Here is a 25,697-nt window from a genome sequence, read left to right on the forward strand (position 1 = left end):
GGTTCTTGGCATTATCGGCATTGGTATAGCCGAAAAAGTTTGCGATGTCGGTCATGCTTTTCTTCTGCAGGTAGAAGGCATCGATCAGGCTCCGGCAGGGTTCACCCAGGTTCATCATCGCTTTTTCCATCATCTGGTAAGCGGCGCTTCGCTGGCCATGCTGGTCTATCTCTTCTTCCACCGGGATCATGTCTTCCAGTCCGTTTATATCCGGCACCATTTTCTGCTGTTGCTGTAACCTTTTGAGCCAGAGGCGCCTGCACACGGAGTACAGGTAAGTTTTCAGCAGGCAGTTGAGCTCAAATGTGCCTGACCGGGCCTTTTCATAGAGCACGATCATGGCCTCCTGGAAAATGTCCCTTGCGTCGTCAACAGAACCGTTATTGTTGATTATCAGCGATTGAACCATATTATAATGTTGCTTATAAATGGTTTCAATGGCCTGTCTGTCGTTCTTAGCCAATCCTTCCAATAATGCTATTTCCCTGGGGTCTGTTTTCACGCGTAACCTTTATTTAATACTCAAATTAATGAGAAGTAACCCACTGATCCCTGATTTTAACAGGGAGAATTCCGGTCCGCAATCTCGCGAATTCCGGGCCAGGAAAAAAATTACGAAATTTTTTTACAAAGGAGGTTACCTTTTCCTGATAGCGGTATTAATCCATAATAAATCATTCGATAACAAAACAAAAAGAAACAATGAAAAAGCTCCTGTTTGTATTCGCTGTAGCCGCTTTCGCTGCTTGTAATGACTCTGCAACTACTGAAGCTCCTAAAGCTGATACTACTGCAGCTCCAGTTCAGACTGCACCAGATTCTTCTGCTCTCAGCACTGATTCTTCTGCTCTGAAAGCTGATTCTACAGTTAAAGCTGACACTTCTAAGCCAGCTCCAGCTGCTCACTAAGAATAACGTTTTTTATTCATATGGCAAGCAATCGTTAGAGGCCGTCCTGTTCACAGGAGGGCTTTTTCCTTAGTCTGCCATCTTTTGAGAAAAGAGGCCGTTTCATAACTGGAACGGCCTCTTTGTTATTTATGCCTGGACGGGTAACTGGACTCGGAAACTGCGATCGTTAAGCTGCGTTTGCCCTGCATTTGCGCGCTGTACCGGCATGGTATATACGGCAGGCTTTATTCGCGGGTTTTATTCTCCAGCTGTATTCGCAGAGCTGGTATGAAACGCCGGCTGTAAAACATACCTACACCTGTGGGGATTTGTTTAGGCTTTAGCGGGGTGAGTTGAGGCATTGGTACAGGACCGGGCTGAAGCAAGATATGTATCGTAGGCCGGGCTTATCATACCAGCTTTGCTGAGCCGATGATAAGGCCGGGCCGTAAAGAGAGACCTTGATGATTATAATGTTTTGCCTTTTTCCAGTCTTTTAGATATGAGGACCGTAATTGCTTTATTTATTCTTTTACTTGAGGTAAGTTTTTTAAATGCTGGCAGGTGCTTACTGTTGTCTGGGAAATGAGATCAGGGGAGAGACTATCTATTTTAAAAAAGGTTGCCGGAATATGAGGTAAGATGTTGTTTGCATTTGATTTTGAATATTTTAGTAGAGACAGAGAGGAAGGAGGGATATCTGAATAAGCCGAGGTTTTATGCGATGTATATTCAGTCACTGGCCAGAGGAACAGATACTATAAAGTATATTCTTATTAATGCGGATAACTGGCTGTTTTCACATCAATCAGACTATTCAGGATATATGATAATCAGGGAAGTGTATTTTTTATTGAAAGGAGATTTTGAAGAGAGTGGAATTGTAATGAGATGCCAGAACTCAAGCGATACTTTACGGCTTCAGCAACCTGTGAGCAACAACTTCCGGTTTATTTATAAGTGTCTGCCGGATTTTGTGGCTTACTATCAGGACTGTGGCGCAGGTTATCTTTATTTAAATCTGAGGTTCGAGAGCAGGATCAAAGATTATTTCCGGACCGGACCCCTGAAGTGGAAGAACGGCAGCAATTAAAAAAGTCTTCCCCAGGAAGGGAAGACTCTGAATATTTTGGATTTATATCTTCGTTAGCGCATTCCGTTACCGTAACCTACAAGTCCTCTTGAAGAAGCACATCCACCTTTGGAAGCTGTGCAAGATGTAATCATTACGCTGGCGAGCATAGCTACGGCCAGGATCAACATTGTCCTTTTCATTTTTGTGGTATTTAAAGTTTACTAATTGCCTGAAATCGAGAAAATGGTTTTTCGATCTGCAGGTAATTCAGAGGTAGCGGATTCCGGTAAAGGGTGAAAAGGGTAGATACTAAAATGTGAGATTTTCTGAGGATTGGACGGGTTGATGATCCAAAGGAACAACATAAATTCGGGTTATGCAATACCCCTGCCACAAAAAATCTGATATAGGTCAAACTGTAACGTATTTACAATTGAAAATGACTATTTTCGATCCTTTTTGGTATGAAAGTACATTTTATAGCCATCGGCGGAAGCGTGATGCACCAGCTCGCACTGGCATTACATAAAAAAGGATACCAGGTCACTGGCAGCGATGATGAGATCTTTGAGCCGGCCCTCGGCAATCTCCGTCAGGCTGGTATCCTCCCCGCAGTCATGGGCTGGTTCCCGGAAAAGATCCATGCCGGTCTGGACGCTGTGATCCTGGGTATGCACGCCAAAGCTGATAATCCCGAACTGATCCGCGCCAGAGAGCTCAACCTCAGCATTTATTCTTTCCCTGAATATATTTACCAGGAAAGTATCCATAAAACCCGGGTAGTGGTTGGCGGAAGCCATGGAAAAACCACCACCACCGCCATGATCATGCATGTGCTCAGGCAGGCCGGAAAGGATTTCGATTACCTCGTTGGCGCCAGACTGGATGGTTTCGACCAGTCCGTCCGCATCACAGACGCCCCCATCCTGGTGGCCGAAGGCGATGAATACCCCGCCAGCGTCATCGAAAAACGCCCGAAATTCCATTTTCTCTTCCCGCAGATCGCCATCATCACCGGCATCGCATGGGACCATATCAATGTATTCCCCACTTTCGATATTTACCTGGAACAGTTCACCATCTTTATAGATAAGATCGATGCCGGCGGTCTGCTCATTTATAATGAGTCTGATCCCGTCCTCAAAGAACTGGTGACCAGACATGCGCGTACTGATATCCGTTACCAGCCCTACGGCATTCCGGAACATTCCATCAGTAATGGCGCCACCACAGTTACCATCGAAGGGCAGCAAAATACGCTCCGCGTGTTCGGAGACCATAACCTCCTGAACCTTCATGCCGCCTGGTACGCCTGCGAAGAGTTGGGCGTAGATGCCGCAGCATTTGTAAAGGCCATCGCCGGGTTCAGTGGTGCCGCAAAAAGACTGGAGTTGATGGCAAAAAATGAACAGACTGCTGTTTACCGCGATTTTGCCCATGCTCCCTCCAAAGTAAAAGCCACCATCGATGCCGTAAAACAGCAATATCCTGAACGTACCCTCATCGGAGTGCTGGAACTGCACACGTACAGCAGCCTCAATGAGCAGTTCATGGACCAGTACAAAGGCGCTATGGAGAAAGCCGATAAAGCGGTTGTATATTATTCCAACCATGCGCTGGAGTTGAAAAGACTGCCACCGCTGAACGCTTCAACAATCAGCGCAGGCTTCGGAAAACCAGGTCTGGTGGTGATGAACAACAGGGAATCCCTGATGCAATGGTTGCAGGAACAGCAATACGGGAACAGTAACCTGCTTTTGATGAGCTCGGGTAACTATGATGGGGCAGATATGCTTACATTTGCAAAGAACATTGTTGACTAAACATAACCAATATCAACGTTGATGTTACAGTTATTAAAGCCTCTGGCAATCCTTGACCTGGAAACTACCGGTGTTAACCTGGGAATTGACCGGATCGTAGAAATCGCTATCATCAGGATCAGTCCTGACGGAACAAGAACGGTAAAGCGTAAACTCCTGAACCCTGAAATGCCGATCTCCGCCGTTTCAATCGACGTTCATGGAATCACCAATGAAATGGTGAAAGATGCGCCCACCTTCAAACAGGTGGCCAATGAGATCAAACAGTTCCTGGAACAATGTGATCTCTGCGGATACAATTCCAACCGTTTCGATATTCCCATGCTGGCGGAAGAATTCCTTCGTGCCGGTCTTGATTTCGAATTCAAGGGAAGGAAACTGGTAGATGTTCAGAAAGTGTACCACCTGATGGAGCAACGTACCCTCAGTGCTGCTTACAAATTTTACTGTAACAAAAACCTGGAAGATGCCCACAGTGCGGAAGCAGATGCCAGTGCAACCTGGGATGTACTCCAGGCGCAGGTGGAAAAATATCCTCAGCTGGGCAATTCCGTCGATAGCATCCTCAAAGTGATTGGTGAAGAGCCAGTGGTGGATTTCGCCCGCCGTATGATCATGGAGAATGGAGTGGAAGTATTCAACTTCGGAAAACACAAGGGCCGCTCTGTGGCACAGGTGCTGAAATCCGAGCCCCAATATTATGATTGGATGATGAAAGGCGACTTTCCGCTTCATACCAAGCAGAAACTCACTGAGATATTCAACAGGACCCTGTTAAAGAAGGGGTAAAAAGCAGCTGTGAAGAATTTGTGGTTTCACAACAGCCTGAAAAAGCGTAGATTCGTATTCTTATTTGAGCCCTGATTTTGGAAAAGATAGTTATCATACCTACTTATAACGAGCGCGAGAACATTGCCAATATTATAGAAGCAATTTTTTCACTGCAGCAGGGCTATCATATCCTCGTCATCGATGACGGTTCACCCGATGGTACCGCATCCATTGTAAGGGATTTCCAGAAAAAATATCCGGCGCAATTATTCCTTGAAGAAAGAAAAGGTAAACTCGGATTGGGTACTGCCTATATCCATGGTTTCAAATGGTCTTTACAGAGAGGATATCGTTTCATATTTGAAATGGACGCCGACTTCTCCCATAATCCCCAGGACCTGGAGCGCCTCTACGAGGCCTGCAACACCGGGGGAGCCCATATGGCCATCGGCAGCCGCTATGTAAAAGGCGGTGGTACTGTGAACTGGCCATGGGACCGGATCCTCCTCTCGAAAGGAGGTTCTCTCTACACCCGTATCATCACCTGGATGCCCGTGAAAGATACTACTGCCGGCTTTGTATGCTATCGCGCAGAAGTATTGGAAACCCTCAACCTTGACCAGATCCACTTTCTCGGTTATGCATTCCAGATAGAGATGAAATTTGCCACCTGGAAACTCGGCTTCAACATCAAAGAAGTGCCTATCATTTTTCAGGACCGTAAGTTCGGCGCCTCCAAAATGCACAAAGGCATCGTTAAAGAGGGAATACTGGGTGTACTCAAACTCCGTTGGTACAGCTTATTCAAAGATTACCGCAACCGCGTAAAGAACAATCTTCCGCCGCCAGCCTTCCGGTCCTCTCTCAAGAGAGATGAAGTTGTGAAATATTAAGGTTGTTCATCTTTGAATTCAATTTACATGCGTAAAGCGTTCTTGCAATTACATACAGCCGTGTTCATAGCCGGCTTCACCGCTATATTGGGTAAACTCATTACACTCAATGAAGCGTTACTCGTCTGGTACCGCCTGCTCTTCACCATCATCACCATGTGGGCTTTGTTTGCATTGCAGAAAAAACTGCAACGCATATCAACAAAGGATATGCTGAAGATCACCGGGGTGGGCGTGGTAGCCACGCTGCACTGGCTTACTTTCTACGCCAGTATCAAATACTCCAATGTGTCTGTGGCACTGGTCTGTTTTTCACTGGTAGGGTTCTTCACTGCCATCTTTGAGCCCATCATTACACGCTCCAGGATCAATATCATTGAACTGTTACTGGGGCTGATCGCCGTGCTGGCCATCTCGCTGATCTTTCACTTTGACCCCACATACAAAACAGGGATCATTATCGGTATCATCAGCGCCATGCTCGGCAGTATCTTTCCTATTCTCAGCCGGGGGCAGCTCAAGTTCCATTCCGCGGAAACCGTTACGGTATACATGCTCACGGGAGGGTTTCTCTTTCTCACCCTGGCATTGCCTTTCTACCTGAAACTGTTTCCTACGGAAAACCTGCTGCCACAGGGATCCGATATCATCTGGCTCCTGATCCTGGCCTGGGTCTGCACCGTATGGGCCATGCAGTTATCCATGCGGGCGCTCAGCAAGATCTCCGCTTTCACGGTCAATCTCACCTATAACCTGGAACCATTATATGGTATCACACTGGCCTTCCTGTTGTTCCGGGAAGATAGGATGCTGACCGGGGCTTTTTACGTGGGATTGGGGCTGATCGTGTGTTCTGTGCTCCTGCAGACCCTCCTGGTGTACAGATCCGGGAGAAAAATCAGCACAAAAAGTTAAAGCAGCGTAAAATAGATGCAGCGTATTTGGAAGCCTGGCAGTCCTTGATTATTTTTTCAGGGACTGCCACCTTTCAACCTTACACTCATGAAAAAACTGATTGCTGTTAGCTTTTGCCTTTCTGTATGCTTTATTATAAATGCCCAGGTACGCGTGGGCGTTAAGGGAGGCCTCAACCTCAACCAACCTTTTAGCGGTAAGAAGGCTGGTGCAAAACCCGATGGTTTTGTAGATACCGGTTTCCCCTTTGCCGGAGTGCCATCCTACGATATCGACCGTTTTGAACTGCACGCCAATTTCCACGCAGGATTCACCGTGGATATTCCCATTACAAAGAAATTCCATATCAGGCCCGACCTCTTGTATTCCCGCAGGGTAGCCGACTACAAGGAAAAAGGAACAAGGAACGGATATGAGTATTTTTTCAATGAACGCTTTGTGGCGGATTACCTGGAACTGCCGGTCAATTTTGTGTATTACCATCAGATGAGGTCTGCCGCGTTCTATGTAGGCGGTGGTCCTTACTTTGCCTTACCACTGTCCGGATCGGTTGATCTGCATGGCATGGAATGGAGGAATGAAGGCGGTTTTCCCGTTCCGGCCTCAATGTTTACTTCGCATGAAGCAAACTGGTACAGCAAATTCCAGTTCGGCGCTGTAGTATCCGCCGGCATCGATCTTCCTTTCGGCCTCAATGGCGAACTGAGCGTGCACAGCGGCTTCAATGATATCAATAGATCAAAGTACATGGCCAGCGGTAACAAGGTCATCAATTTCAATTATGCCGTCTCCGTAGGCTACCTCCTGGGAAAAAAGAAGAAATGAAATCGTGCCCGGAATATGTAATTCTCCCTGATTGCGCATCCGTTTAACTCTAAACACCCATACTTAACCGATGAAAAGAATCTTCACCCTCGTGGCATTGCTGTGGATCGGCTCTACAGCATTCAGCCAGACCCGCCTCGGCTTCAAAGGCGGATTTACCTTAGCCAATATGCGGGGCACCGCTTCTCAGAATGGAAATATGGACACCGAGAGTGGTGATCCGGTCGCAGGTTTCCATCTCGGTATGATCCTGGACCAGCCTGCCGGAAGAAATTTCCATATCAGGCCTGAGCTTCTGATCGTGAGCAAAGGCTCCACTTTTGATGTGGATCCCAGCGTGAACTCCAGACTTAAATTCAGACCTTATTATGTTGAGGTTCCCGTCAATTTCGTCTGGTACAAGACTTATTCCCGTTCCCGCACCAGCATCTTCCTGGGCGGAGGGCCTGCCCTCAGTGTAGGTATCGGCGGCAAAGCTGACGTGGAAGGCCTCAAAACAGATGTGTTCAATGAAGGATTACTGAAGCGGTTCGATCTTGGACTGGGCATGATCTTCGGCGTGGACCTGACCAACGGTCTCACGTTTAACTTCAGCACCAATACCGGATTACTGAACCAGTATGACGAACCCAGGATGGGCAATCCCTATAACCTGAAAATGTATCACTCAAGTTTCAACCTGTCAATAGGTTACCTCTTGCAATAATCAATAATCTGAATACAGGTGAAGGGCGGAATTTCTCCGCCCTTCCTTTTTTGTGAAACATTGCAGTAATTTCTCTTAATTTACCGTCTACTACTAAACATTTTTCCGGTATGAAAAAAACGCCCCTGGTATTATTGGCCATGCTATCCACTTCGCTCGCCATGGCCCAGAAAAAGCCACTGGATCATTCCGTGTACGATGGATGGCAATCCATTTCGGAACGATCAGTCAGCAACAATGGTAAATTCGTAGCCTACACCATCACGCCGCAGGAAGGTGATGGCACCCTGGTGATACAGGCCACGGACAACAGCTACAAAAAAGAGTTTCCCCGGGGCGGTAATGCAGTGATCACACCGGATAACAGGTTCGTGATATTCAGACTCAAGCCTTTTTTCAAGGATGTGAGGGAAGCGCGCATCAAAAAGAAACGCCCTGACGATATGCCAAAGGACACACTCGTGATCTTTGAATTCGGCAAGGACAGTCTCTTCCGCGTACCCCGCATCAAAAGTTTCAAAACTCCCGAGAAAGGAACCGGTCAATGGGTGGCCTACCTCATGGAAAAGGCATTGCCTGTTCCTCCCAAACCCGGGGCCAAACCCGATTCCCTTACACAGCTCAGCAGCCTGGAACGCATGGCAGACAGCCTCGCCCGCGTGGCTGACAGCATCCGCCGCAAAGCAGCCGAAGCCAGAACACAGGGCCTCGCTATTTTGCAGCCTGCCAAAAAAGAAGGCAAACCTGCTTCCAAATCCAATGAAGATCCGGTGGAAGAAGGAACAGAGCTGGTGCTGAAAAACCTGTACACAGGAGAAGAAAAGAAATATCCACTGGTATCGGATTATACTTTCAGTGAAAATGGAAATGTACTGCTGGTGGAAACCACGCGCAAGAACAACGATTCACTGACGCAGTCGCTTGTTCTCTGGACCTCATTGCCAGCCGGTACAACGGATACGGTCATGCGAAAATTCAATGACGCCCGTAGCTTCACCCTGGATAAGGAAGGCACACAGCTGGCCTTCCTGGCGGAGCGCGACAGTGTTTCGAAAGCGCTCACCAAATTCCATAAGCTCTGGTATTACAGGCCGGGGTACGACAGTGCGCTGCTGCGCGCCGACAGGAATACGGCCGGCGTGGCGAAAGGCCTCACTGTGAGCGATTCCTACTCGCCACAGTTCAGTAAGGATGGTAAGAAGCTCTTCTTCGGACTGGCCTCCATCCGCAAACCGAAAGACACAACGCTCGTTGATTTTGAAACGGCGAGACTCGATATCTGGAGCTACAAAGATGATTATCTGCAGCCGCAGCAGCTGGTCAACCTGCAGTCCGATCTCCGCAGGAGTTATCTGGCTGTACTGAATGCAGACGCAAAGAACGTGGTGCAGCTCGGCGCCGATGATGCTGAGAACACCTACCTGGTGAATGAAGGCAATGCCGATTATATCCTGGCCTTCTCCAGCAAAGGCAACCGTGTGGCCTCACAGTGGCAGGGTTTTTCGTACCAGACCGCATTCACCATCTCCACCATTGACGGTTCACGTAAGATCGTGAAGGAGAAAAAGCGAGGAGGCTTCAGTCCTTCTAATGAAGGAAAGTTCATCGCCTGGTACGATCCTGAACTGAAACATTATTTTGCTTATGAAGTGGCCACCGGCACCACGCGCAATATCACGCAGAAGATCCCGGTTAAGCTGTGGGACGAGGAAGATGATCATCCGGATGCGCCCGGTCCTTACGGTACTTCCAAATGGCTCGACAATGATGCGGCCGTGCTGATCTACGATCATTACGATGTATGGCAGGTTGATCCCACCGGCGCCGCTGCCCCCATCAATATCACTAATGGTTACGGAAGGAAGAACAAAACAGAGCTCCGCATTATGGACCTCGACAGGGAAGTGCGGTCCTGGAAAATAGATGAGCAGCTACTTTTCAATGCCTTCAATTTCTCCAATAAATATGCAGGCTTCTACACAAAGAAACTCGATGTGTCAGGAGACCCTGTTCAGCTCAGCATGCAGCCCAAAGGCATCGTGATGCCGATGAAGGCCAAAGATGCGGAAGTGTATGTGCTGGGTATCATGGATATCAAAGAGTCCATGAACGTGAATGTCAGCTCCGATCTGAAAACCTTCACGAAGCTCAGCGATATCAATCAGCAGCAGAAAGATTACAACTGGCTCACGGTTGAACTGGTGAAATGGAAAATGTTCGATGGGAAGGAATCTGAGGGGCTCTTCTTCAAGCCGGAGAATTTCGACCCGAAGAAGAAATATCCCGTGATCTTCTATTTCTATGAGCGCAATGCAGACAACCTGTACAACTATCGTGCGCCAGCGCCCAGCGCCAGCACTGTGAACATCCCTTATTTCGTGAGCAATGGCTACCTGGTCTTCGATCCCAATATCTGGTACAAGAACGGGCAGCCCGGAGAGAGCGCTTACAATTCAGTAGTGTCGGCCGCTAAGATGCTGGCCAAACTGCCTTATGTTGACTCTACCAAAATGGCCATCCAGGGCCAGAGCTGGGGCGGCTACCAGGTAGCATACCTGGTAACACGTACCAATATGTTTGCAGCGGCAGGAGCCGGTGCACCGGTTGCCAATATGACCAGTGCCTACGGAGGCATCCGCTGGGGCAGCGGTCTCAACCGCCAGTTCCAGTACGAGCGCTCGCAGAGCCGCATCGGCGCTACATTGTGGGAGAAGCCTGAATTGTACATCAAGAACTCACCGCTCTTCACTGCCAACAAAGTGAAAACCCCGCTGCTCATCATGCACAACGATCAGGATGGAGCAGTTCCCTGGTACCAGGGCATCGAATACTTCACTGCCCTGCGCAGACTTGGCAAGAAAGTATGGATGCTGCAATACAACGGGGAAGACCATAACCTGGTGGAGCGCAGGAACCGCAAGGACCTGAGCATCCGCCTCGCGCAGTTCTTCGATCACTACCTGAAAGGCGCGCCTGCTGCAAAGTGGATCGCGGAAGGCGTTCCGGCCACGGAAAAGGGGATCGATTGGGGCACTGGCGTGGAAGGCGCAACCAATATCAAGGCCGGGTTCTAAACCTGGATTCAATAAATATAAATTGGGCTTACCTGATTTGAACTGACCCCAATAAGTTAGACTAACTTTTTGGGGGCACATCAATTCAGGTAAGCCCAATATTATTAAGGTGTGCCCAGTCGCTCGCGGGGACGCGAGCGACTGCTCCCCGGGTATCACGGCAACCATCCCCCTCTGTTTCCAAAATCGTACATTTGATCCTACATCAGGTTCCATGAAAAAGAACAAAGACATATCACTCGACGATTTCTACCAGCATGCCGCCGAAGTATGGGGCAGGGAGATCGATGCCCTGTTACCACCTGGCATCACCAAAGAAATAGGTCATTTCAATGTCTTTGATATTGCTGAGACCATCCGCGACGTCAAAGAGAAAGCTGTGATGCCCTACAACAGGCGGGCTTATTACAAGGTGAGCCTGATCAAAGGCAGGAACAGGGCGGAATATGCGGACAGGGTGATAGAAATAGAAAAGAACGCACTGCTCTTTGCCACTCCCAAAGTGCCATACCACTGGACCCCATTGGACCCTGAACAGTCCGGTTGTTTCTGCGTTTTTACCGATGAGTTCATGAGCAAGAACAAGAGTGGAGTGGTGCTGGATGAATTGCCCATCTTCAAATCAGGCGGCTATCCTGTGTTTCAGATCAGTGATGAAGAAGCCATGGAAATTTCCGGTTTGTTTACAAAGATCCAGAAGGAAATTGCATCCGGTTATGCTTTCAAATACGATCTCATCCGTAATTACGTACTTGAACTGATCCATTACGGACAGAAGCTTCAACCCTCCACCGCATTGTATACCACGCAGAACGCATCTTCCCGGATCACTGCATTGTTTGTTGAATTGCTTGAAAGACAGTTCCCGGTGGATTCACAATCGCAGGTACTGAAACTGAGAACGGCTAAAGACTACGCCGATACGCTTTCCGTTCATGTGAACCACCTCAATAAGGTATTGAAAGAGAGTACTGGTAAAACCACCCGAGACATCATCAGTAACCGGATACTGCAGGAAGCCAAGATACTGTTGAAGCATACCGACTGGAATATCTCCGAGATCGCGTATTCGCTGGGCTTTGAAGAAGTGGCCCATTTCTCCAATTTCTTTAAGAAACAGGCTTCCGTAGCCCCTCTGGCCTTCCGCTCCTGATCCCCCTTTGAAATTTGCAAATCATTGATTGGTATTTGCAAATGACCTGACCCGCTATCATCAGAACTTTGTACTCTAAAATTTAAAACAATGAGTACAGGAAATAAGATAGCGTTGGTTACAGGGGGCAGCCGTGGACTGGGACGCAATATGGCACTGGCCCTTGCCGGGAAAGGCATTAATGTTGTGATCACCTTCAACAGCAATAAAGCGGAAGCTGATAAGGTGGTGGAAGAAATAAGATCATCCGGACTGAAGGCGGCAGCCCTGCAACTGAATGCAGGTGACATCAAATCCTTTGATGGATTTGTTACTAACCTGACCACTGTGCTGAAGTCGGAGACAGGCAGTACAAATATTGATTTTCTGATCAACAATGCAGGAACGGCACTCTATGCTCCTTTTGTAGAAACTACTGAAGAGCAGTTGGATGCAGTGATGAATATTCATTATAAGGGAGTATTCTTCCTTACACAGAAACTGCTGCCTTTCCTCAATGATGGTGGCAGGATCATCAATATCTCATCCGGCCTGGCCCGTTTTTCTTACCCGGGATCAGCTGCTTATGCATCCATGAAGGGCGCGGTTGAAGTACTTACCCGTTATCTCGCCAAAGAGCTGGGATCACGTGGCATTGCTGCAAACATAGTGGCACCGGGTGCCATCGAAACAGACTTTGGTGGTGGTCATGTACGTGATAACAAAGAGTTGAACCAGCAGATAGCCAACAGCACGGCATTGGGCAGGGTAGGGCTGCCGGATGATATCGGTGGAGTGGTGGCCTTCTTATGTACCGATGAGGCCAGGTGGATAAACGGACAGCGCATCGAGGTATCTGGCGGTATCCATCTGTAAGATCATGCTGCTGTAGAGAGATATCTTACCAGCCTTCGCTTGGCCACTGGCAACAATGTTTCATCGTAAGGGAAGCTGAGATCTGTTTCTATCGAGTATACGGCAGGGTTAGGAAGATCGCGGCGCAGCTTTAATAACTCTGACTTGATATTCTCGTAACTGTTGGCAATATTGCGTGTCCACTGATCCAGGAACTCCGTTCTGATGGCGCGGAATTTCTCATCGTGCTTTTCAAAGATGCTAAGCTTGTACTGGTACACACGGGTATTGCGGTAGCTGCCTTCGCTGAGAAAGAAATATCCTTCGTTACTGTCGAGCGGCACCAGGCCAACAGGAAAGATCGTCAGCTTCTCTTCCACAAATTCATAAATAGCCGTTCCACTGCTGATGGTGGTTTTTATCTCGTCGGCTGAATAATTGATGATATCTTCCAGTTCCTGCATCATTTCATCATCTTCAATGATCTGCTCATAAAGCAATTGCAGTTGCCGGATCTGGATACCCGTGAGTTTTTTAGGGAATTGTTCCTGCAGGTATTTTTTATTATTGCGCAGCGCCATCAGGTTATTGTAATGAAAGATCACCTCTGATAGCTGTGGGTAGAGCTTGTTTTCGTTGAAATACTTGTTGACTTCTTTCAAATAGGCCAGCAACGTGTATTTCTTCAGTTCAAAATCCACGTAGCCTTCGGCAAACCAGGTTTCGGAAAGTGTTTTCATAACCGGGGTATTTAAGTGAGTTCTTATCTGAATTTACGAAAAATTAATATCACTTGCAAGTTGTACAGGGTGGCCAGGGTTATTTTTGTTAACTTCAGGAAGCACCTAAAACAACCTGCATGAAATCCATTTTATCTTTTTTCCTCATCAGCCTGCTGGCGAGTTGCACGCATACCTATTATGTAGTAAGACATGCGGAGAAAGCCACTCCATCACATGGGCCTGCCATGAATACCCCCAATGATCCACCGCTCAGCGCTACCGGATTGCAACGCGCGGAAGCATTGAAGCATGTACTGTCCGATAAGAATATCCGCTATATTTTTTCCACCAATACCATTCGCACCCGGTCTACGGCACAGCCCATCAGTGATCTCACGGGTGTGAACATTCAAACCTATGGCCCCAGGCCTGATACTGCCTTCATTCAGCAATTAAAAAAAATCAAAAAGAATACGCTCATTGTAGGGCATAGTAATACCATCGATGATATTGCGAATATGCTGGCAGGAGAGAACAAAGTGGAGGGCGATCTGCCGGAGTCTGTGTATGACCAGTTGTTTATTATCAGGTATAAAAATGGGGGGAAAAAGATAGAATTCGCGAGGGTAAGTTTCTAATTTCCGCAATGTTTTTGAAGGATTTCAACTAACTTATAAACTGTGGTTGAAGACTCTTCCCCGGCTGGATTTTTATGTGATAATGCAGAATAGATTCTTTTAGCTCTGTCAATAGCAAGTTGTTGACGGGATTTACTGACTTTAGGGTCTTTACCCTGCAGGACTTCAAAAAGATCCTTAGAGATTATTTTGCCTTTTCGAGCTTCATATTTCTGTTTCAACGGGCTTAAATACCTGTTTATTTTTTATGGTAATCATTACGATCGATTTTGCCGCCCTGATGATCTTCAAAATGAAGGATCAGCCAATACTCGAATGCCTGATTTGAATAGGCTATCTGGATATTGTTCAATGCAGCATTTTAATAAAAAAAGCTGCCCCTTACCGAGGCAGCTATATAGCAAGTAACACAAACATTATCTACACTGTTCTCGCCGGATCGAACCCTTCCAGTTCTTTGGCCACGGCATTCAGGAAGGTGGCGCCGAGCGCTCCATCGATGATGCGGTGATCATAACTCATGCTCAGGTACATCATATGCCTGATGGCAATGCTGTCGCCCTGCTCCGTTTCAATTACAACCGGACGTTTCTTGATGGCGCCTACTGCCAGGATCGCAACCTGCGGCTGGTTGATAATGGGGGTTCCCATCAGGCTGCCGAATGTGCCTACATTGGTCAGGGTAAAAGTGCCGCCCTGTGTATCATCGGGTTTCAGCTTGTTGTTGCGGGCTGCATTGGCCAGTCCGTTCACCTGTTTGCTGAGACCTACCAGGTTGAGCTGGTCTGCATTTTTGATCACAGGCACGATCAGGTTACCGGAGGGCAGTGCTGCGGCCATACCGATATTGATATCTTTCTTAACGATGATCTTATTTCCATCCAGGCTGCTGTTGAGCCATGGGTATTTCTTCAGGCAGCGAACGATGGCTTCCACGAAGAGCGGTGTGAATGTGAGTTTCTCACCTTCTCTCTTTTCAAATTCTTTCTTCACTTTCTCTCTCCAGAGCACCATATTGGTAACGTCTGCTTCCGTAAAGCTGGTCACATGCGGGCTGGTATGCACACTGCGCACCATATGCTCTGCAATGAGCTTGCGCATGCGGTCCATCTCGATGATCTCAACATTGCCGGAGTAAGAAGGAGTGTGGTTGTCGCCGGAAGTGGTGATCACATTTGCCTGGGTGGCAGGTTGTGAAACAGCCGGGCGATGCTCCGTTACCGTTGCGGGAGCAGCAACCGGTTTGCCGGAATTCCTTGCTTCCACATAGGCCAGAATATCTTTCTTGGTTACGCGGCCTTCATTGCCGGAACCGGGGATGTTTTCCAGTTCGCTCATGCTGACACCTTCGCCTGCGGCGATATTGAGCACGAGGGGGGAATAGAAGCGGTTGGCGGTACCATTCCCGGCAGGTCTTGCTGCAGGAGCTGTAGCCGTTTGAGTGGCAGCGGGCGCAGTTTCAACGGCAGCAGCAGCGGAAGTGGTGCTGGCAGCCGGAGTAACAGGTGCTTTACCGGCATTGGCAGGCTCGGCAGCACCGGTGCGGATGCGTGCGATCGGGGTCCCGATAGGCACCACATCATTTACATTGAACAGGATCTCTTCAATCACACCTTCAGCAGTGGATGGAACTTCACTGTCTACCTTATCGGTAGCGATCTCCAGGATGGTCTCATCCATTTTCACCGGGTCTCCGGGTTGTTTGTGCCACTTGAGAATGGTGGCTTCCATGATACTTTCACCCAGTTTAGGCATTATTAAGTCAACAACTGCCATAGTTGATCGGAGGTTTTATTGTTTAGTTGATTCTTGGTTTGATCTGATGACGGGCCAAAGGTAATGATTTTGCTAACAACTGTTCGCACTTACCGGCTGGCGATAAACTTTCTCAGCAGGTTGAGGGCGTTAATGGCCGTCATTTCTATATTCCGGGCCCTGTCGAACCTGAAATGAAATAATTGTGTAACGATCTCATCCTTATTTCCTGCCGCTACCCATACTGTTCCCACGGGTTTGGCCTCTGAGCCGCCGCCGGGGCCCATGATGCCGCTGGTGGCCAGGGCAAAATCAGTATTGAGGGTAAGCAGGGCACCCTGCACCATCTGTTTCACCGTCTGTTCGCTTACGGCCCCCTCCTGCACCAGGGTATCGTGAGACACTTTCAGCAGGTTTTCCTTCACTTCATTGGCATAACTCACAACCGATCCCCTGAAATACTCACTGCTTCCGGAAATACTGGTGATCAGGTGCGCAATATAGCCACCAGTACAGCTTTCAGCCGTTGCCAGAGTGCTGTTGGTCCGCTTCAGCAGATCCCCAACCACCTGTTGCAGGGGCTTGTCCTCATCCACCACCATATGCGCAGCCACCAGTGTTTTAAGTTTGCTGAACTCCGTATCCAGTTCTTTTTCCAGCTGCTCTTTGCTGCCGCCAGACCCTGTGATCCGCAGCCGCACCATACTATAGTGTGGAAGATACGCCAGTTTTATATGAGAAGGAAGCGCTGCCTCCCAATCTTTGATCATCTCTGCCAGGAAAGATTCGCCTACACCGGCCGTAAGCAAGGTCCGGTGGCTGATGAACGGCATGGTGAAATGCTGCTGCAGCCTGGGTAGTACTTCTTTCAGCATCAGTCCCTTCATTTCATGCGGTACGCCCGGCAATGATACATATATCCTGCCATCTTTCTCAAACCACATGCCCGGCGCTGAGCCGCGTTCATTGAACAGTACGGTACATACATCGGGTACATCTGCCTGTTCCAGGTTGCGCTGGATGATGGGCCTGTTGTATACTTTCTCAAACAGGTATCTGATATGTTCAAGTGTGCGCTGATCGGTCACCATCTTTCCTCCGAAATATTCATTCAGCACCTGTTTGGTGATATCATCAGCAGTGGGGCCGAGGCCTCCGGTCATGATGATGATCTGGCAATCCTTCGCCTGTTCATCCAGTGCATGAACGATCTCCTGTTTCAGGTCGCCAACCGCCACTCTTCTTTTCAGCCATACGCCTGTTTTGTTGAGTTCCTGCGCCATCCATGGACTATTGGTATCCGTTACCTGTCCGATCAGTAGTTCATCTCCGATTGTGATGATTGATGCAAATACCTGTTGCATAGATTTGGAAATTGGGTTCAAAGGTAGTCACAAATCTGTATTTTCATGTTGTAATCGAACATCGCATGAAGAAGATCCTCTATGTTAGCGCCTGCCTGATTTTATGCATGCGGCTGAGCGCCCAGTCCGTGCCGCAAAAGCTGGAAGAAGCCATCGTTCAGATGGAAGCTGATCCTGTTTTCAAACATGCCATCATCAGTCTTTGTGTAGTGAATACTACAACCGGAGAACCCGTGTTCGGAAGGCAGGAACAAACCGGACTGGCACCCGCCAGCACACAGAAATTATTCACCAGTGCTGCGGCCTATGAATTACTTGGACCAACATTCCGTTTCTATACCACCATTGCCCGTGATCAACCCGTTCTACAGGGCGTGCTCAATGGCGACCTCTTTGTAGTGGGGGCGGGCGACCCCACGCTCGGCAGCTGGCGTTGGGCCGGCACCAAAGAGAGAGCAGTGATGGACCGCATCATCACCATCCTCAAACAGCAGAAGATCCATACCATCAAAGGAAATTTATGGATCGATGATCAGTCCTATACCAGTGACCCGCTGCCCGGCGGCTGGATCTGGACGGATATGGGAAACTATTACGGCGCAGGATGCTGGGGCCTCAACTGGTACGAGAACCAGTACGACCTCACCTTATCGGCCGGTGATTGTTGTGGCGGGCTCACCACAGTTAAGAGTATCAGCCCTTCGATCCCCAACTTCACACTTGTAAATGATATCAGGGTGGGGAAGAAGGGGAGTGGTGATAACGGTTATATTTTTTCCGCTCCTTACAGCAACAAAGCCTATACTTCGGGCACCATTCCCGCCAATGAAAACAATTTCACTATTTCCGGTTCCATGCCGCAGCCAGGGGCTGTATTCGGAGAAATGCTGAAGAAGCAATTGCTGCAGTCCGGTATAAAATTCAGTGGCAAAGTGCAGACGAATTCCGGCGCATACCTGCAAAAGCAGCCTGTTCATAAACCCACAGCCCTGCTGGATTCCATCGCTTCTCCCACCTTGGACAGCATCAATTACTGGTTCCTTCAGAAGAGTGTGAATTTATATGGCGAGGCGCTGCTGAAAAGGATCGCCTTCGCGAAAAATGGAAATGGAAATACAGATGATGGCGCCAGCCTGCTCCGCGAATTCTGGCAATCGAAAGGCATTGAAAAAGGGGCAGCCAATATCATGGATGGCAGTGGCCTTTCGCCACAGAACCGTGTTACCACGGATGCCCTGGTACGGGTATTGCAGTTTGCGAAGGACAGACCCTGGTTCAGCAGCTTCCAGTATTCATTGCCGTTATATAATGGAATGAAGATGAAAAGCGGAAGCATCGGTGGCTCCCGGGCATTTGCGGGTTATCATACGGCAAAGGATGGAACGAAGTATACCTTCGCTATTATCATCAATAATTACAATGGGGGATCGGGAGAAGTGGTGAAGAAGATCTACCGGGTGCTGGACATTCTGAAGTAGGTACAAAAAAAAGAAAAACATCCATGGGCGATGTTTTTCAAAGGACTTTTTTGGAAACGGTTTTTCCAGGGTCCGGTTTCTCTACTGGTCTTTTAGGAATTGGATCGGTCTTTCTGGATTTTTGGATTCCGGTCTTTCGGATTCAGGATCTGGATTTGGTCTGTTTTTCAGATATTGGATGCTGCAAAGAAAATCTCTTCAGGCAATTTATGCAATAGTTTGATGATTAACTAAATATTAATTCAGTTTTTTCTTCCGGGCCTCCACTAGGCATTGCCGTTAAAGAAAGGTGCCAGTTTTTCGCGAAGCAGGGCAGGCATCACAGTCTTTTCACGGGTGCCGGCGTCCAGGAAATATAAAACAACATGCCCCACCGTTAGCAGTTTGCCTGATTCATTGAACACTTCCTGGTGGAATTCTATCCGATGGTTTTCCGGTAATTCTTTCAGCGTGGTTTTCACGGTCAGTAGATCGTCATAATGAGCCGGCCGCAGGAAATTGAATTTGATTTCCACGATGGGCATGATCACGCCCATTGCTTCCATGTCTTTATACGTGAAACCCAGTGACCTGATAGATTCGGCCCTGGCTACTTCAAAGTACTGGGCATAGTTGCCGTGGTAAACCACATCCATCTGATCGGTTTCAGCATATCTTACGCGGATAGGAGTTGTTGTAATGTACATAATCCGGGATCTTAATTGCCAGTCATTCCATCAACACTGATCTTGCCGGGGCCTACTATCAGGATAGCAAGATAGCCACCAAGGAAGAGCGCCGCCATTTCACCTTCTCCGAAGATCAATCCTTTGTGCGCACTGAAGAGGGCCACACAGAGTACAATGATCACAGGAATTGCCGCAAAACGGGTGAATAATCCAATCACCACCAGGGCGGCACAGATCACTTCCGCAAATACCACCAGGCCGAGAGTTGGGCCCTGTCCGATCCCGAAAACGCTCATGAACTTGGGTTTGATGGCAGAAAAGTGCATCAGTTTCTGGTAACCGTGATTGATCATCAAAACGCCGAAAACGAGGCGCATCAGAAGGGTTGCGAAGTTGAAAGATCCGGTTGTGTAGTTGGTTGACATCAGTTTACTCATGGGATGATTTTTTTCAGTTTTCAAAAGTAGTGGTTTTGTATTTGCAATACATAATGAAAAAGAAAAGTTAAACCTCCCACTTATCCACAGGTGTTTGGAACGATGTTTGGTTGAAGGTAAAATATTTAGAATCTTTACCACGTTACAATAGTGATTTACACTGTTGTCCTCTATTTCAAACGGATATTGGAATGAAAAAAATTACAGCCTTTTGCGTTCTGGCTCTTTCCATTCAAGGTTCTATTGCCCAGCAAACGAGATTTATCAATGACCCGCAGGGTACATTCAAGCAGGCAAAGGAATTTTTCCAGCGCGAACAATACAGTCTTGCCTATCCTTTACTGAAAGATCTTCAGTTGCAGCTGCGCGATCAGGATCGTACAGATAAAGCCATTACAGCCCAGGAAATAAAATATTACACCACCGTTTGCGCCCTCAAACAGAATGAGCGCGGTGCGGTGGAAAAAGCGCGGGACTTCATTGACCTGGAAGACAATAGCGCCCGTGTTCAGATGATGAGCTTCCACCTGGCCGAGTATTATTTCCGGCAGGGGGATTATGCCAAAGCGCTCGGGCAGTATGAGGCCACCAACATCGAGAACCTCAGCAACCGCGAGATCGCCGATCTTAAATTCCACCAGGGGTATGCCTACTTCAACGCCAAACAGTTCGATAAGGCTAAACCCTTGTTCGATGCCATCAGGCAGATGAAGGATGATCCCAATTACCTGGATGCGAATTATTACTACGGTTTCCTCGCTTTCAACGACAAAGAATACCGCAAAGCACTCGACGCCTTTGCCGTGGTGGAAGACCATCCGGAGTACGGACAGGTTGTGCCTTATTATATCGCCAATATCCATTACGCACTGGGGCAGAAAGACAAAGCCCTGGAGTATGCAGAGAATAAACTCAAAAGAGGCAATCTCTATTACGACCTCGAAATGCGTCAGATCGTAGGCCATGCTTACTTCGAAAAAAAGGAATATGCGAAGGCATTGCCCTACCTCGAAACCTACGTGAACAAGTCCGACAAAGTAAGAAAGGAAGACCTGTACGAGCTCAGCTATTGTTACTACCAGGCGAAGAATTACAATAAAGCAATCGACGGTTTCAAACAGATCAGCGGCAACCAGGATTCCCTGGCGCAGAACGCCATGTACCTTCTCGGTGATGCCTACCTGAAAACCGATCAGAAGGCCAATGCCCGCAATGCCTTCTTCATCTGCGCTACCAATGGCAGCAATGAAAAGCAGAAAGAGATCTCCAGCTTCAATTACGCCAAGCTCTCTTTTGAACTGGGCTACCAGGATGTGGCGCTAACCGAGCTCCAGAAATTCCTGGCCACCTATCCCAATTCGGAATACAATGCAGAGGCCCGCGAGCTGCTCATCAACGTGCTGGCCAATACCAATAATTACAAGGATGCCCTCACACTGATCGAAGGAGTAAAGAACCCTTCGCCCAATGCCAGAAGGCTTTATCCCAAAATACTTTACGGTCGAGCTACGGAACTGATCAACGATGGCATGCTGGTGACCGCCAATGAACTGCTCACCCGCGCTGAAGCCATGCCTGACAATGCCAGCGTATTGTCGCTGCTCCAGTTCTGGAAAGGCGAGATCGCCTACCGTCTCAATAAAACAGACGACGCCATCCGGTATTATTTCGAGTACCTCAAATCAGGAACTGTTGCCGGCGAAGCAAGCCCGGTGAATGCAAAGTATAATCTCGGTTATGCCTACCTGAAAAAAGAGAATTACAAACAGGCCCTCGGTTTCTTTGAGCAGGTGGTGACAACGCCCAGGCTCAACTCCACGCCACTGGAACAGGATGCTTACGTTCGAGCGGCTGACTGTTACTATATGAGCAGGGAATACAAGAAATCGCAGGAAATGTACAATAAAGTGCTGGACTTCTCCTGGCCACAAAGTGATTACGCCACTTTCCAGAAAGCAATGATAGCCGGCGTGAACAGTGGTAAAGAAAAGATCACGTTGCTCAGCGGCATCAGCAGGAAATATCCTTCCTCCTCACTGGTGAGTGATGCCAATATGGAGATTGCCGGTACCTACCTGGCCAGCGAGCAGTTCCGCGAAGCCATTCCATACCTTAAGAACGTGATCTCGGATCCCAACTCTTCCCTGAAGCCAAAGGCTTATCTGAAACTTGGTATAGCTTATTATAACCTTGATAATAACACTGAATCGCTGAACCAGTACACAGCTGTGATCAAACAGTTCCCTAATTCCGCCGAAGCGGATGCGGCCCTGGAAAATGCCCGCACTATTTATGTGGAGCAGGGCAAGACCGGCGATTACGTGAACTTTGCACGCAGCATGGGCAAGGAAGTTAGCAGCACCCAGGAAGAGGAACTGGCCTACCAGGCTGCTGAAGTGCAGTTCAACAACGGTAACTTCTCCGCTGCCGCCAAAGCATTTGAAGATTATGTGACCAGGTTCCCTGATGGTAAACATTCCCTGGAAGCATTGTATTATAAGAGCGAGATCTATTTCAACGCTAAAGACTGGGCCAAAGCAGCCGCCGGATACGAGATTCTCGCAGACCGTGTACCGCACAAGTATGGTGAGAAATCCCTGCTCAATGCAGCCCGGCTGAACTTCTTCGACCTGAAGAAATACGATAAGGCCGAGATCTATTTCAAGAAGCTGAAAGATTTTGCCACTTCACAGGAGAACAAGCTCGAAGCCATGCGTGGCCTGCTCCGCAGCCAGTACCAGTTACAGAAATGGAGCGATGCAGTTGAGAACGCACGTGATCTCCTCAATCAGAAAGGTATTGGTACGGATGATAAAACGATGGCGAATATGGCCATTGCCAAATCTTACCAGAACAATAACCAGTGTGATCAGGCCATTACTCAGTTCCGTACTGTTGTATCACTCAGCAAATCGGCTTACGGCGCAGAAGCACGGTACGAAGTAGCAAACTGTCTGTTTACCGAAGGCAGGATGAAAGATGCCGAAAAAGCGGCTTTTGAAGTGATCAACAAAGCCGGCTCTTACGAGAACTGGGTCACCAAAGCATATATCCTGCTGGGAGATATCTACTTCAAGCAACAGGATTACTTCAATGCCAAGGCCACTTTCCAGAGCGTAGTGGAGAATGCGCGTATTGAAGAACTGCGCCAGGAAGCACAACGCAAACTGGATCAGACCATCATCGAGGAGAAGAAAAACAGCAAGATCAACAACTGATTACAATGAAAAGAACTAACATAGCCATCTTATCATTCATCGCATTCTGTTCGGTAGCTCCGCGTGCGGCAAACGCGCAGGACAGTACCAAACGCAAATCCATCGACATCACCAGCACCTTCAAACCGGTACTGAGGGAAGCGGCCAAGATCAATTTCAACGCGGCTCCGCCGGCAGTGGATACATCCAGGCCAAGGATGAATTATTCCATTCCCGTGCAGAATCTTTTCTTCACCTATCAACCGGCTGAGCTGAAGCCTGTGGCCCTGCAGATGGATTCCATCGGCGCCTGGCAGTACAGCAATTTCATCAAGGTGGGCATCGGCAACGTGCACCAGCCTTATGTAAAAGCCGGCTTCAGTTTCGGTGATTTCAAGAATACCTACTTCAATGTTTTTGCAGATCATTATACCAGCAAGGGCAGTCTTGATTTTCAGAAGAACAGCATGACCAGCGTTGGCGCGGCCATGACCTACAAAACCAACAGCAACCTGGAAGTGAATGCCCGCCTCGGTTTTAAGAGCGATGACTATTACCTCTACGGCTACGAGCCCAAAACGCTCGTATTTTCCAAAAAGGACCTTCGTCAGCGTTTCCAGACCATCGAAGGCAGGGTAGACCTGCGTAATATAGAGCCTACCGAGTTCGGGCTCAACTATCATCCCAACCTCAAAGTGAGCGCTTTCTCCGATAACCGGGGTAACAAAGGCAAAGAAACCAATACGGTGCTGAACCTGCCGCTGGAAAAGACTTTCGGGGAAGACTTCGTCTTTCACCTGGGTGCTACTGCCGACCTGACCAGGTATGACCGCGATGAGCATACAGGCCTTGGTATCTCTGCCCTCCAGCAAAGCAATAACCTTTATATGGTGAATGCCGCGCTGCAATACAAATCAGACAATCTCTTCATCCAGGGCGGGATCATCCCCAGCTGGGAGCAGAAGAACTTCCATATGCTGCCCAATATCATGGCGGATATCACTACCAACGACAAGCAGTTCACCCTGCAACTCGGATGGATCGGTTATTATGAAAAAGGATCCTACCAGCGTTTTGCCAGCATCAATCCCTGGCTGGCGCAGCCGGACAGCATGCTGAATACCCGTGTGGAGGAAAGATATGCCGGTCTGAAAGGCTCAGTGGGCAACCATTTCAGCTATTCAGCGAAATTCGGTTTGTTGACATATCGCAATTCTCCGTTGTTTGTGAATGATGACGGGGACGGCAAGACCTTCCTGATCCATTATGAGCCGAAGTTCAATGCCATCCGTCTGCATACGGAAGCCGCCTACAATGTAGGTGAAACCTTCGGCGCCAATGCCGGTTTCACTTTCAACAAGTATTACAACCTTGAAGTGGAGCAGAAAGCATGGGGTATGATACCGGTAGAGCTCAATGCCGGTCTGCACTGGCAGGCTATGAAGGACCTGATGCTGCGCACAGAGTTCTGGCTCTGGGACGGCGCCCGTTACCTGAAACACGGCGATGCCTTCAAGAGTAAGGCTGGCTTTGATCTGAACGCGGGAGCGGAGTTTCGTATTACCCGTAATCTTAATCTCTGGGTGCAGTTCAACAATATCCTCAACAACAAATACCAGCGCTGGAATCAGTACGAAGTGTTTGGGTTTAACCTGTTGGGAGGTATTACTTATTCGTTCAACCAGAAATGATTTTGATCATTCAACAAAATGCTGTTGTTTCGCAACTTTAAACAACGTCACATGACGGAAGTGCTGACCAGTTACTTATTACAGAACAAAAGCCTGTCCATCCCTGGTCTGGGTACCATCTATATTGAGCGTATCCCGGCACAGACTGACTTTGTGAATAAGCGGATCCTTCCTCCCGGATATCATTTCCGGTTCGACAAATACTTTGATGCTCCTGATAAGGAGTTCTTCACTTACCTGGCGCGCGAGAAAGACATGGCCGATTACGAAGCCATCAAATGGTACAATGAATGGGCATATGAGCTGCGCAGCCGCCTCCGCCATGATGCCGAAGAGTTCTGGCCGCATGTAGGTACTTTCAGAAAAGACCCTTCGGGTGAAATATCCTTCCAGTCGGCAGGTGCCATTCCTACTTATGAGGAACCGACCTCAGCAATCAGGATCGTTCGCACGCATACGCATGCAACCATGCTGGTGGGTGACCGGGAAGTGACCAAAGAGATCATTCATCAGGACGGAGAGAATTTTTCTGAAGAGAACGTTTACCGCGAAAAGGACAGCTGGTGGATCTATGCCATCATTATCGGCGCTATCGCCCTGAGTGCAGCTTTTTTCCATTTCTATAAGAACGGATTCAATTTATCTTCACTGGGTAACCAGCAACGCATTGAAATCAGTAAATAATCAAGGTCTGCCCAGTAGCTCGCCTCTGGCGAGTTACTGCTATTGGTTCGCCTCTGGCGCACAACGTGTCGCCGGCAGGCGACGGAATATAAGTTACTCGAGC

24 protein-coding genes are annotated in these 25,697 nt (G+C 48.3%); 15 read left to right on the forward strand and 9 right to left on the reverse strand.

The window, feature by feature from the left end; all coding sequences use genetic code 11:
• Positions 1–502: RNA polymerase sigma factor (locus tag ACTHMC_RS07380; protein ID WP_440412188.1), on the reverse strand; the 502-nt coding region annotated here is incomplete at its 3' end.
• 200 nt (positions 503–702) lie between these two features.
• On the opposite strand from ACTHMC_RS07380, the gene ACTHMC_RS07385 reads away from it, so the two are divergent.
• A complete protein-coding gene (locus ACTHMC_RS07385) occupies positions 703–909 on the forward strand; it encodes a hypothetical protein (RefSeq protein ID WP_440412189.1) in 207 nt (68 codons plus the stop codon).
• 1,128 nt (positions 910–2,037) lie between these two features.
• On the opposite strand, the gene ACTHMC_RS07390 is transcribed toward ACTHMC_RS07385, so the two are convergent.
• Entirely contained in the window at positions 2,038–2,166 is a 129-nt protein-coding gene (locus tag ACTHMC_RS07390) for a hypothetical protein (protein ID WP_440412190.1), read from the reverse strand.
• Between the two features lie 264 nt (positions 2,167–2,430).
• Here ACTHMC_RS07390 and ACTHMC_RS07395 point away from each other — a divergent pair, with 264 nt between their 5' ends.
• The 9 genes from ACTHMC_RS07395 to ACTHMC_RS07435 all read left to right on the forward strand — a co-directional run bounded on the left by ACTHMC_RS07395 (position 2,431) and on the right by ACTHMC_RS07435 (position 12,981).
• Positions 2,431–3,789 carry a UDP-N-acetylmuramate--L-alanine ligase gene (locus ACTHMC_RS07395; RefSeq protein WP_440412191.1) on the forward strand — a complete coding sequence of 453 codons (1,359 nt, stop codon included), beginning with the start codon at positions 2,431–2,433 and terminating at the stop codon, positions 3,787–3,789.
• A 21-nt stretch (positions 3,790–3,810) separates the two neighbouring features.
• Complete coding sequence (locus ACTHMC_RS07400) at positions 3,811–4,578, forward strand: exonuclease domain-containing protein (RefSeq protein ID WP_440412192.1); 768 nt, start codon at positions 3,811–3,813, stop codon at positions 4,576–4,578.
• A gap of 77 nt (positions 4,579–4,655) precedes the next feature.
• Entirely contained in the window at positions 4,656–5,453 is a 798-nt protein-coding gene (locus ACTHMC_RS07405) for a polyprenol monophosphomannose synthase (protein WP_440412193.1), read from the forward strand.
• A gap of 27 nt (positions 5,454–5,480) precedes the next feature.
• On the forward strand, positions 5,481–6,368 hold the full coding sequence (locus ACTHMC_RS07410) for a DMT family transporter (RefSeq protein ID WP_440412194.1): 888 nt from the start codon (positions 5,481–5,483) through the stop codon (positions 6,366–6,368).
• An 87-nt stretch (positions 6,369–6,455) separates the two neighbouring features.
• Positions 6,456–7,193: a porin family protein gene (locus tag ACTHMC_RS07415; RefSeq protein ID WP_440412195.1), complete on the forward strand. Its 738-nt coding sequence runs from the start codon at positions 6,456–6,458 to the stop codon at positions 7,191–7,193.
• 70 nt (positions 7,194–7,263) lie between these two features.
• Entirely contained in the window at positions 7,264–7,899 is a 636-nt protein-coding gene (locus ACTHMC_RS07420; RefSeq protein WP_440412196.1) for a porin family protein, read from the forward strand.
• 110 nt (positions 7,900–8,009) lie between these two features.
• On the forward strand, positions 8,010–10,973 hold the full coding sequence (locus ACTHMC_RS07425; protein WP_440412197.1) for an alpha/beta hydrolase family protein: 2,964 nt from the start codon (positions 8,010–8,012) through the stop codon (positions 10,971–10,973).
• A gap of 214 nt (positions 10,974–11,187) precedes the next feature.
• On the forward strand, positions 11,188–12,126 hold the full coding sequence (locus ACTHMC_RS07430; RefSeq protein ID WP_440412198.1) for a helix-turn-helix domain-containing protein: 939 nt from the start codon (positions 11,188–11,190) through the stop codon (positions 12,124–12,126).
• Positions 12,127–12,216: 90 nt separating this feature from the next.
• Complete coding sequence (locus tag ACTHMC_RS07435; RefSeq protein WP_440412199.1) at positions 12,217–12,981, forward strand: SDR family NAD(P)-dependent oxidoreductase; 765 nt, start codon at positions 12,217–12,219, stop codon at positions 12,979–12,981.
• 2 nt (positions 12,982–12,983) lie between these two features.
• Here ACTHMC_RS07435 and ACTHMC_RS07440 read toward each other — a convergent pair whose 3' ends face one another.
• Positions 12,984–13,700: a hypothetical protein gene (locus ACTHMC_RS07440; protein ID WP_440412200.1), complete on the reverse strand. Its 717-nt coding sequence runs from the start codon at positions 13,698–13,700 to the stop codon at positions 12,984–12,986.
• 119 nt (positions 13,701–13,819) lie between these two features.
• Here ACTHMC_RS07440 and ACTHMC_RS07445 point away from each other — a divergent pair, with 119 nt between their 5' ends.
• Positions 13,820–14,320, forward strand: coding sequence for a SixA phosphatase family protein (locus tag ACTHMC_RS07445; RefSeq protein ID WP_440412201.1), 501 nt, complete (start codon positions 13,820–13,822; stop codon positions 14,318–14,320).
• Here ACTHMC_RS07445 and ACTHMC_RS07450 read toward each other — a convergent pair.
• The 4 genes from ACTHMC_RS07450 to ACTHMC_RS07465 form a co-directional block, all read right to left on the reverse strand.
• Positions 14,317–14,541, reverse strand: coding sequence for a hypothetical protein (locus tag ACTHMC_RS07450; RefSeq protein WP_440412202.1), 225 nt, complete (start codon positions 14,539–14,541; stop codon positions 14,317–14,319). The genes ACTHMC_RS07445 and ACTHMC_RS07450 overlap by 4 nt on opposite strands.
• A 17-nt stretch (positions 14,542–14,558) precedes the next feature.
• A complete protein-coding gene (locus ACTHMC_RS07455; protein ID WP_440412203.1) occupies positions 14,559–14,672 on the reverse strand; it encodes an RloB domain-containing protein in 114 nt (37 codons plus the stop codon).
• 68 nt (positions 14,673–14,740) lie between these two features.
• On the reverse strand, positions 14,741–16,096 hold the full coding sequence (locus tag ACTHMC_RS07460) for a dihydrolipoamide acetyltransferase family protein (protein ID WP_440412204.1): 1,356 nt from the start codon (positions 16,094–16,096) through the stop codon (positions 14,741–14,743).
• 89 nt (positions 16,097–16,185) lie between these two features.
• Entirely contained in the window at positions 16,186–17,439 is a 1,254-nt protein-coding gene (locus ACTHMC_RS07465; protein WP_440412205.1) for a CinA family nicotinamide mononucleotide deamidase-related protein, read from the reverse strand.
• 65 nt (positions 17,440–17,504) lie between these two features.
• Here ACTHMC_RS07465 and dacB point away from each other — a divergent pair, with 65 nt between their 5' ends.
• Positions 17,505–18,917 carry a D-alanyl-D-alanine carboxypeptidase/D-alanyl-D-alanine endopeptidase gene (dacB, locus tag ACTHMC_RS07470; protein WP_440412206.1) on the forward strand — a complete coding sequence of 471 codons (1,413 nt, stop codon included), beginning with the start codon at positions 17,505–17,507 and terminating at the stop codon, positions 18,915–18,917.
• A 266-nt stretch (positions 18,918–19,183) separates the two neighbouring features.
• Here dacB and ACTHMC_RS07475 read toward each other — a convergent pair whose 3' ends face one another.
• A complete protein-coding gene (locus tag ACTHMC_RS07475; protein ID WP_440412207.1) occupies positions 19,184–19,603 on the reverse strand; it encodes an acyl-CoA thioesterase in 420 nt (139 codons plus the stop codon).
• Positions 19,604–19,614: 11 nt separating this feature from the next.
• A complete protein-coding gene (locus ACTHMC_RS07480; protein ID WP_440412208.1) occupies positions 19,615–20,022 on the reverse strand; it encodes a DoxX family protein in 408 nt (135 codons plus the stop codon).
• 191 nt (positions 20,023–20,213) lie between these two features.
• Between ACTHMC_RS07480 and ACTHMC_RS07485 the strand changes: the two genes are divergently transcribed.
• From ACTHMC_RS07485 to ACTHMC_RS07495, 3 genes are read left to right on the forward strand one after another with little or no spacing between them, the layout of a single operon-like run.
• Positions 20,214–23,240, forward strand: coding sequence for a tetratricopeptide repeat protein (locus ACTHMC_RS07485; protein ID WP_440412209.1), 3,027 nt, complete (start codon positions 20,214–20,216; stop codon positions 23,238–23,240).
• 5 nt (positions 23,241–23,245) lie between these two features.
• Positions 23,246–24,910, forward strand: a complete 1,665-nt coding sequence (locus ACTHMC_RS07490) for a hypothetical protein (protein ID WP_440412211.1) — start codon at positions 23,246–23,248, stop codon at positions 24,908–24,910.
• A 51-nt stretch (positions 24,911–24,961) separates the two neighbouring features.
• The gene (locus ACTHMC_RS07495) at positions 24,962–25,594 is read left to right on the forward strand and encodes a hypothetical protein (protein ID WP_440412212.1); all 633 of its coding nucleotides are present in this window, start codon (positions 24,962–24,964) and stop codon (positions 25,592–25,594) included.
• Positions 25,595–25,697: the final 103 nt, after the last annotated feature.

It is taken from the genome of Pseudobacter sp., assembly GCF_051955275.1.
In the GTDB taxonomy this organism is placed as follows: Bacteria; Bacteroidota; Bacteroidia; order Chitinophagales; family Chitinophagaceae; genus Pseudobacter.

What these genes read in the sequence shown, in the direction of transcription:
- ACTHMC_RS07485 (WP_440412209.1), top strand. Translation starts at nt 20,214, where the DNA reads ATGAAAAAAATTACAGCCTTTTGCGTTCTGGCTCTTTCCATTCAAGGT.
- ACTHMC_RS07390 (WP_440412190.1), bottom strand. Translation starts at nt 2,166, where the DNA reads ATGAAAAGGACAATGTTGATCCTGGCCGTAGCTATGCTCGCCAGCGTA.
- ACTHMC_RS07410 (WP_440412194.1), top strand. Translation starts at nt 5,481, where the DNA reads ATGCGTAAAGCGTTCTTGCAATTACATACAGCCGTGTTCATAGCCGGC.
- ACTHMC_RS07425 (WP_440412197.1), top strand. Translation starts at nt 8,010, where the DNA reads ATGAAAAAAACGCCCCTGGTATTATTGGCCATGCTATCCACTTCGCTC.
- ACTHMC_RS07495 (WP_440412212.1), top strand. Translation starts at nt 24,962, where the DNA reads ATGACGGAAGTGCTGACCAGTTACTTATTACAGAACAAAAGCCTGTCC.
- ACTHMC_RS07480 (WP_440412208.1), bottom strand. Translation starts at nt 20,022, where the DNA reads ATGAGTAAACTGATGTCAACCAACTACACAACCGGATCTTTCAACTTC.
- dacB (WP_440412206.1), top strand. Translation starts at nt 17,505, where the DNA reads ATGAAGAAGATCCTCTATGTTAGCGCCTGCCTGATTTTATGCATGCGG.
- ACTHMC_RS07415 (WP_440412195.1), top strand. Translation starts at nt 6,456, where the DNA reads ATGAAAAAACTGATTGCTGTTAGCTTTTGCCTTTCTGTATGCTTTATT.
- ACTHMC_RS07400 (WP_440412192.1), top strand. Translation starts at nt 3,811, where the DNA reads ATGTTACAGTTATTAAAGCCTCTGGCAATCCTTGACCTGGAAACTACC.
- ACTHMC_RS07420 (WP_440412196.1), top strand. Translation starts at nt 7,264, where the DNA reads ATGAAAAGAATCTTCACCCTCGTGGCATTGCTGTGGATCGGCTCTACA.
- ACTHMC_RS07430 (WP_440412198.1), top strand. Translation starts at nt 11,188, where the DNA reads ATGAAAAAGAACAAAGACATATCACTCGACGATTTCTACCAGCATGCC.
- ACTHMC_RS07445 (WP_440412201.1), top strand. Translation starts at nt 13,820, where the DNA reads ATGAAATCCATTTTATCTTTTTTCCTCATCAGCCTGCTGGCGAGTTGC.
- ACTHMC_RS07435 (WP_440412199.1), top strand. Translation starts at nt 12,217, where the DNA reads ATGAGTACAGGAAATAAGATAGCGTTGGTTACAGGGGGCAGCCGTGGA.
- ACTHMC_RS07465 (WP_440412205.1), bottom strand. Translation starts at nt 17,439, where the DNA reads ATGCAACAGGTATTTGCATCAATCATCACAATCGGAGATGAACTACTG.
- ACTHMC_RS07490 (WP_440412211.1), top strand. Translation starts at nt 23,246, where the DNA reads ATGAAAAGAACTAACATAGCCATCTTATCATTCATCGCATTCTGTTCG.
- ACTHMC_RS07475 (WP_440412207.1), bottom strand. Translation starts at nt 19,603, where the DNA reads ATGTACATTACAACAACTCCTATCCGCGTAAGATATGCTGAAACCGAT.
- ACTHMC_RS07440 (WP_440412200.1), bottom strand. Translation starts at nt 13,700, where the DNA reads ATGAAAACACTTTCCGAAACCTGGTTTGCCGAAGGCTACGTGGATTTT.
- ACTHMC_RS07385 (WP_440412189.1), top strand. Translation starts at nt 703, where the DNA reads ATGAAAAAGCTCCTGTTTGTATTCGCTGTAGCCGCTTTCGCTGCTTGT.
- ACTHMC_RS07460 (WP_440412204.1), bottom strand. Translation starts at nt 16,096, where the DNA reads ATGGCAGTTGTTGACTTAATAATGCCTAAACTGGGTGAAAGTATCATG.
- ACTHMC_RS07395 (WP_440412191.1), top strand. Translation starts at nt 2,431, where the DNA reads ATGAAAGTACATTTTATAGCCATCGGCGGAAGCGTGATGCACCAGCTC.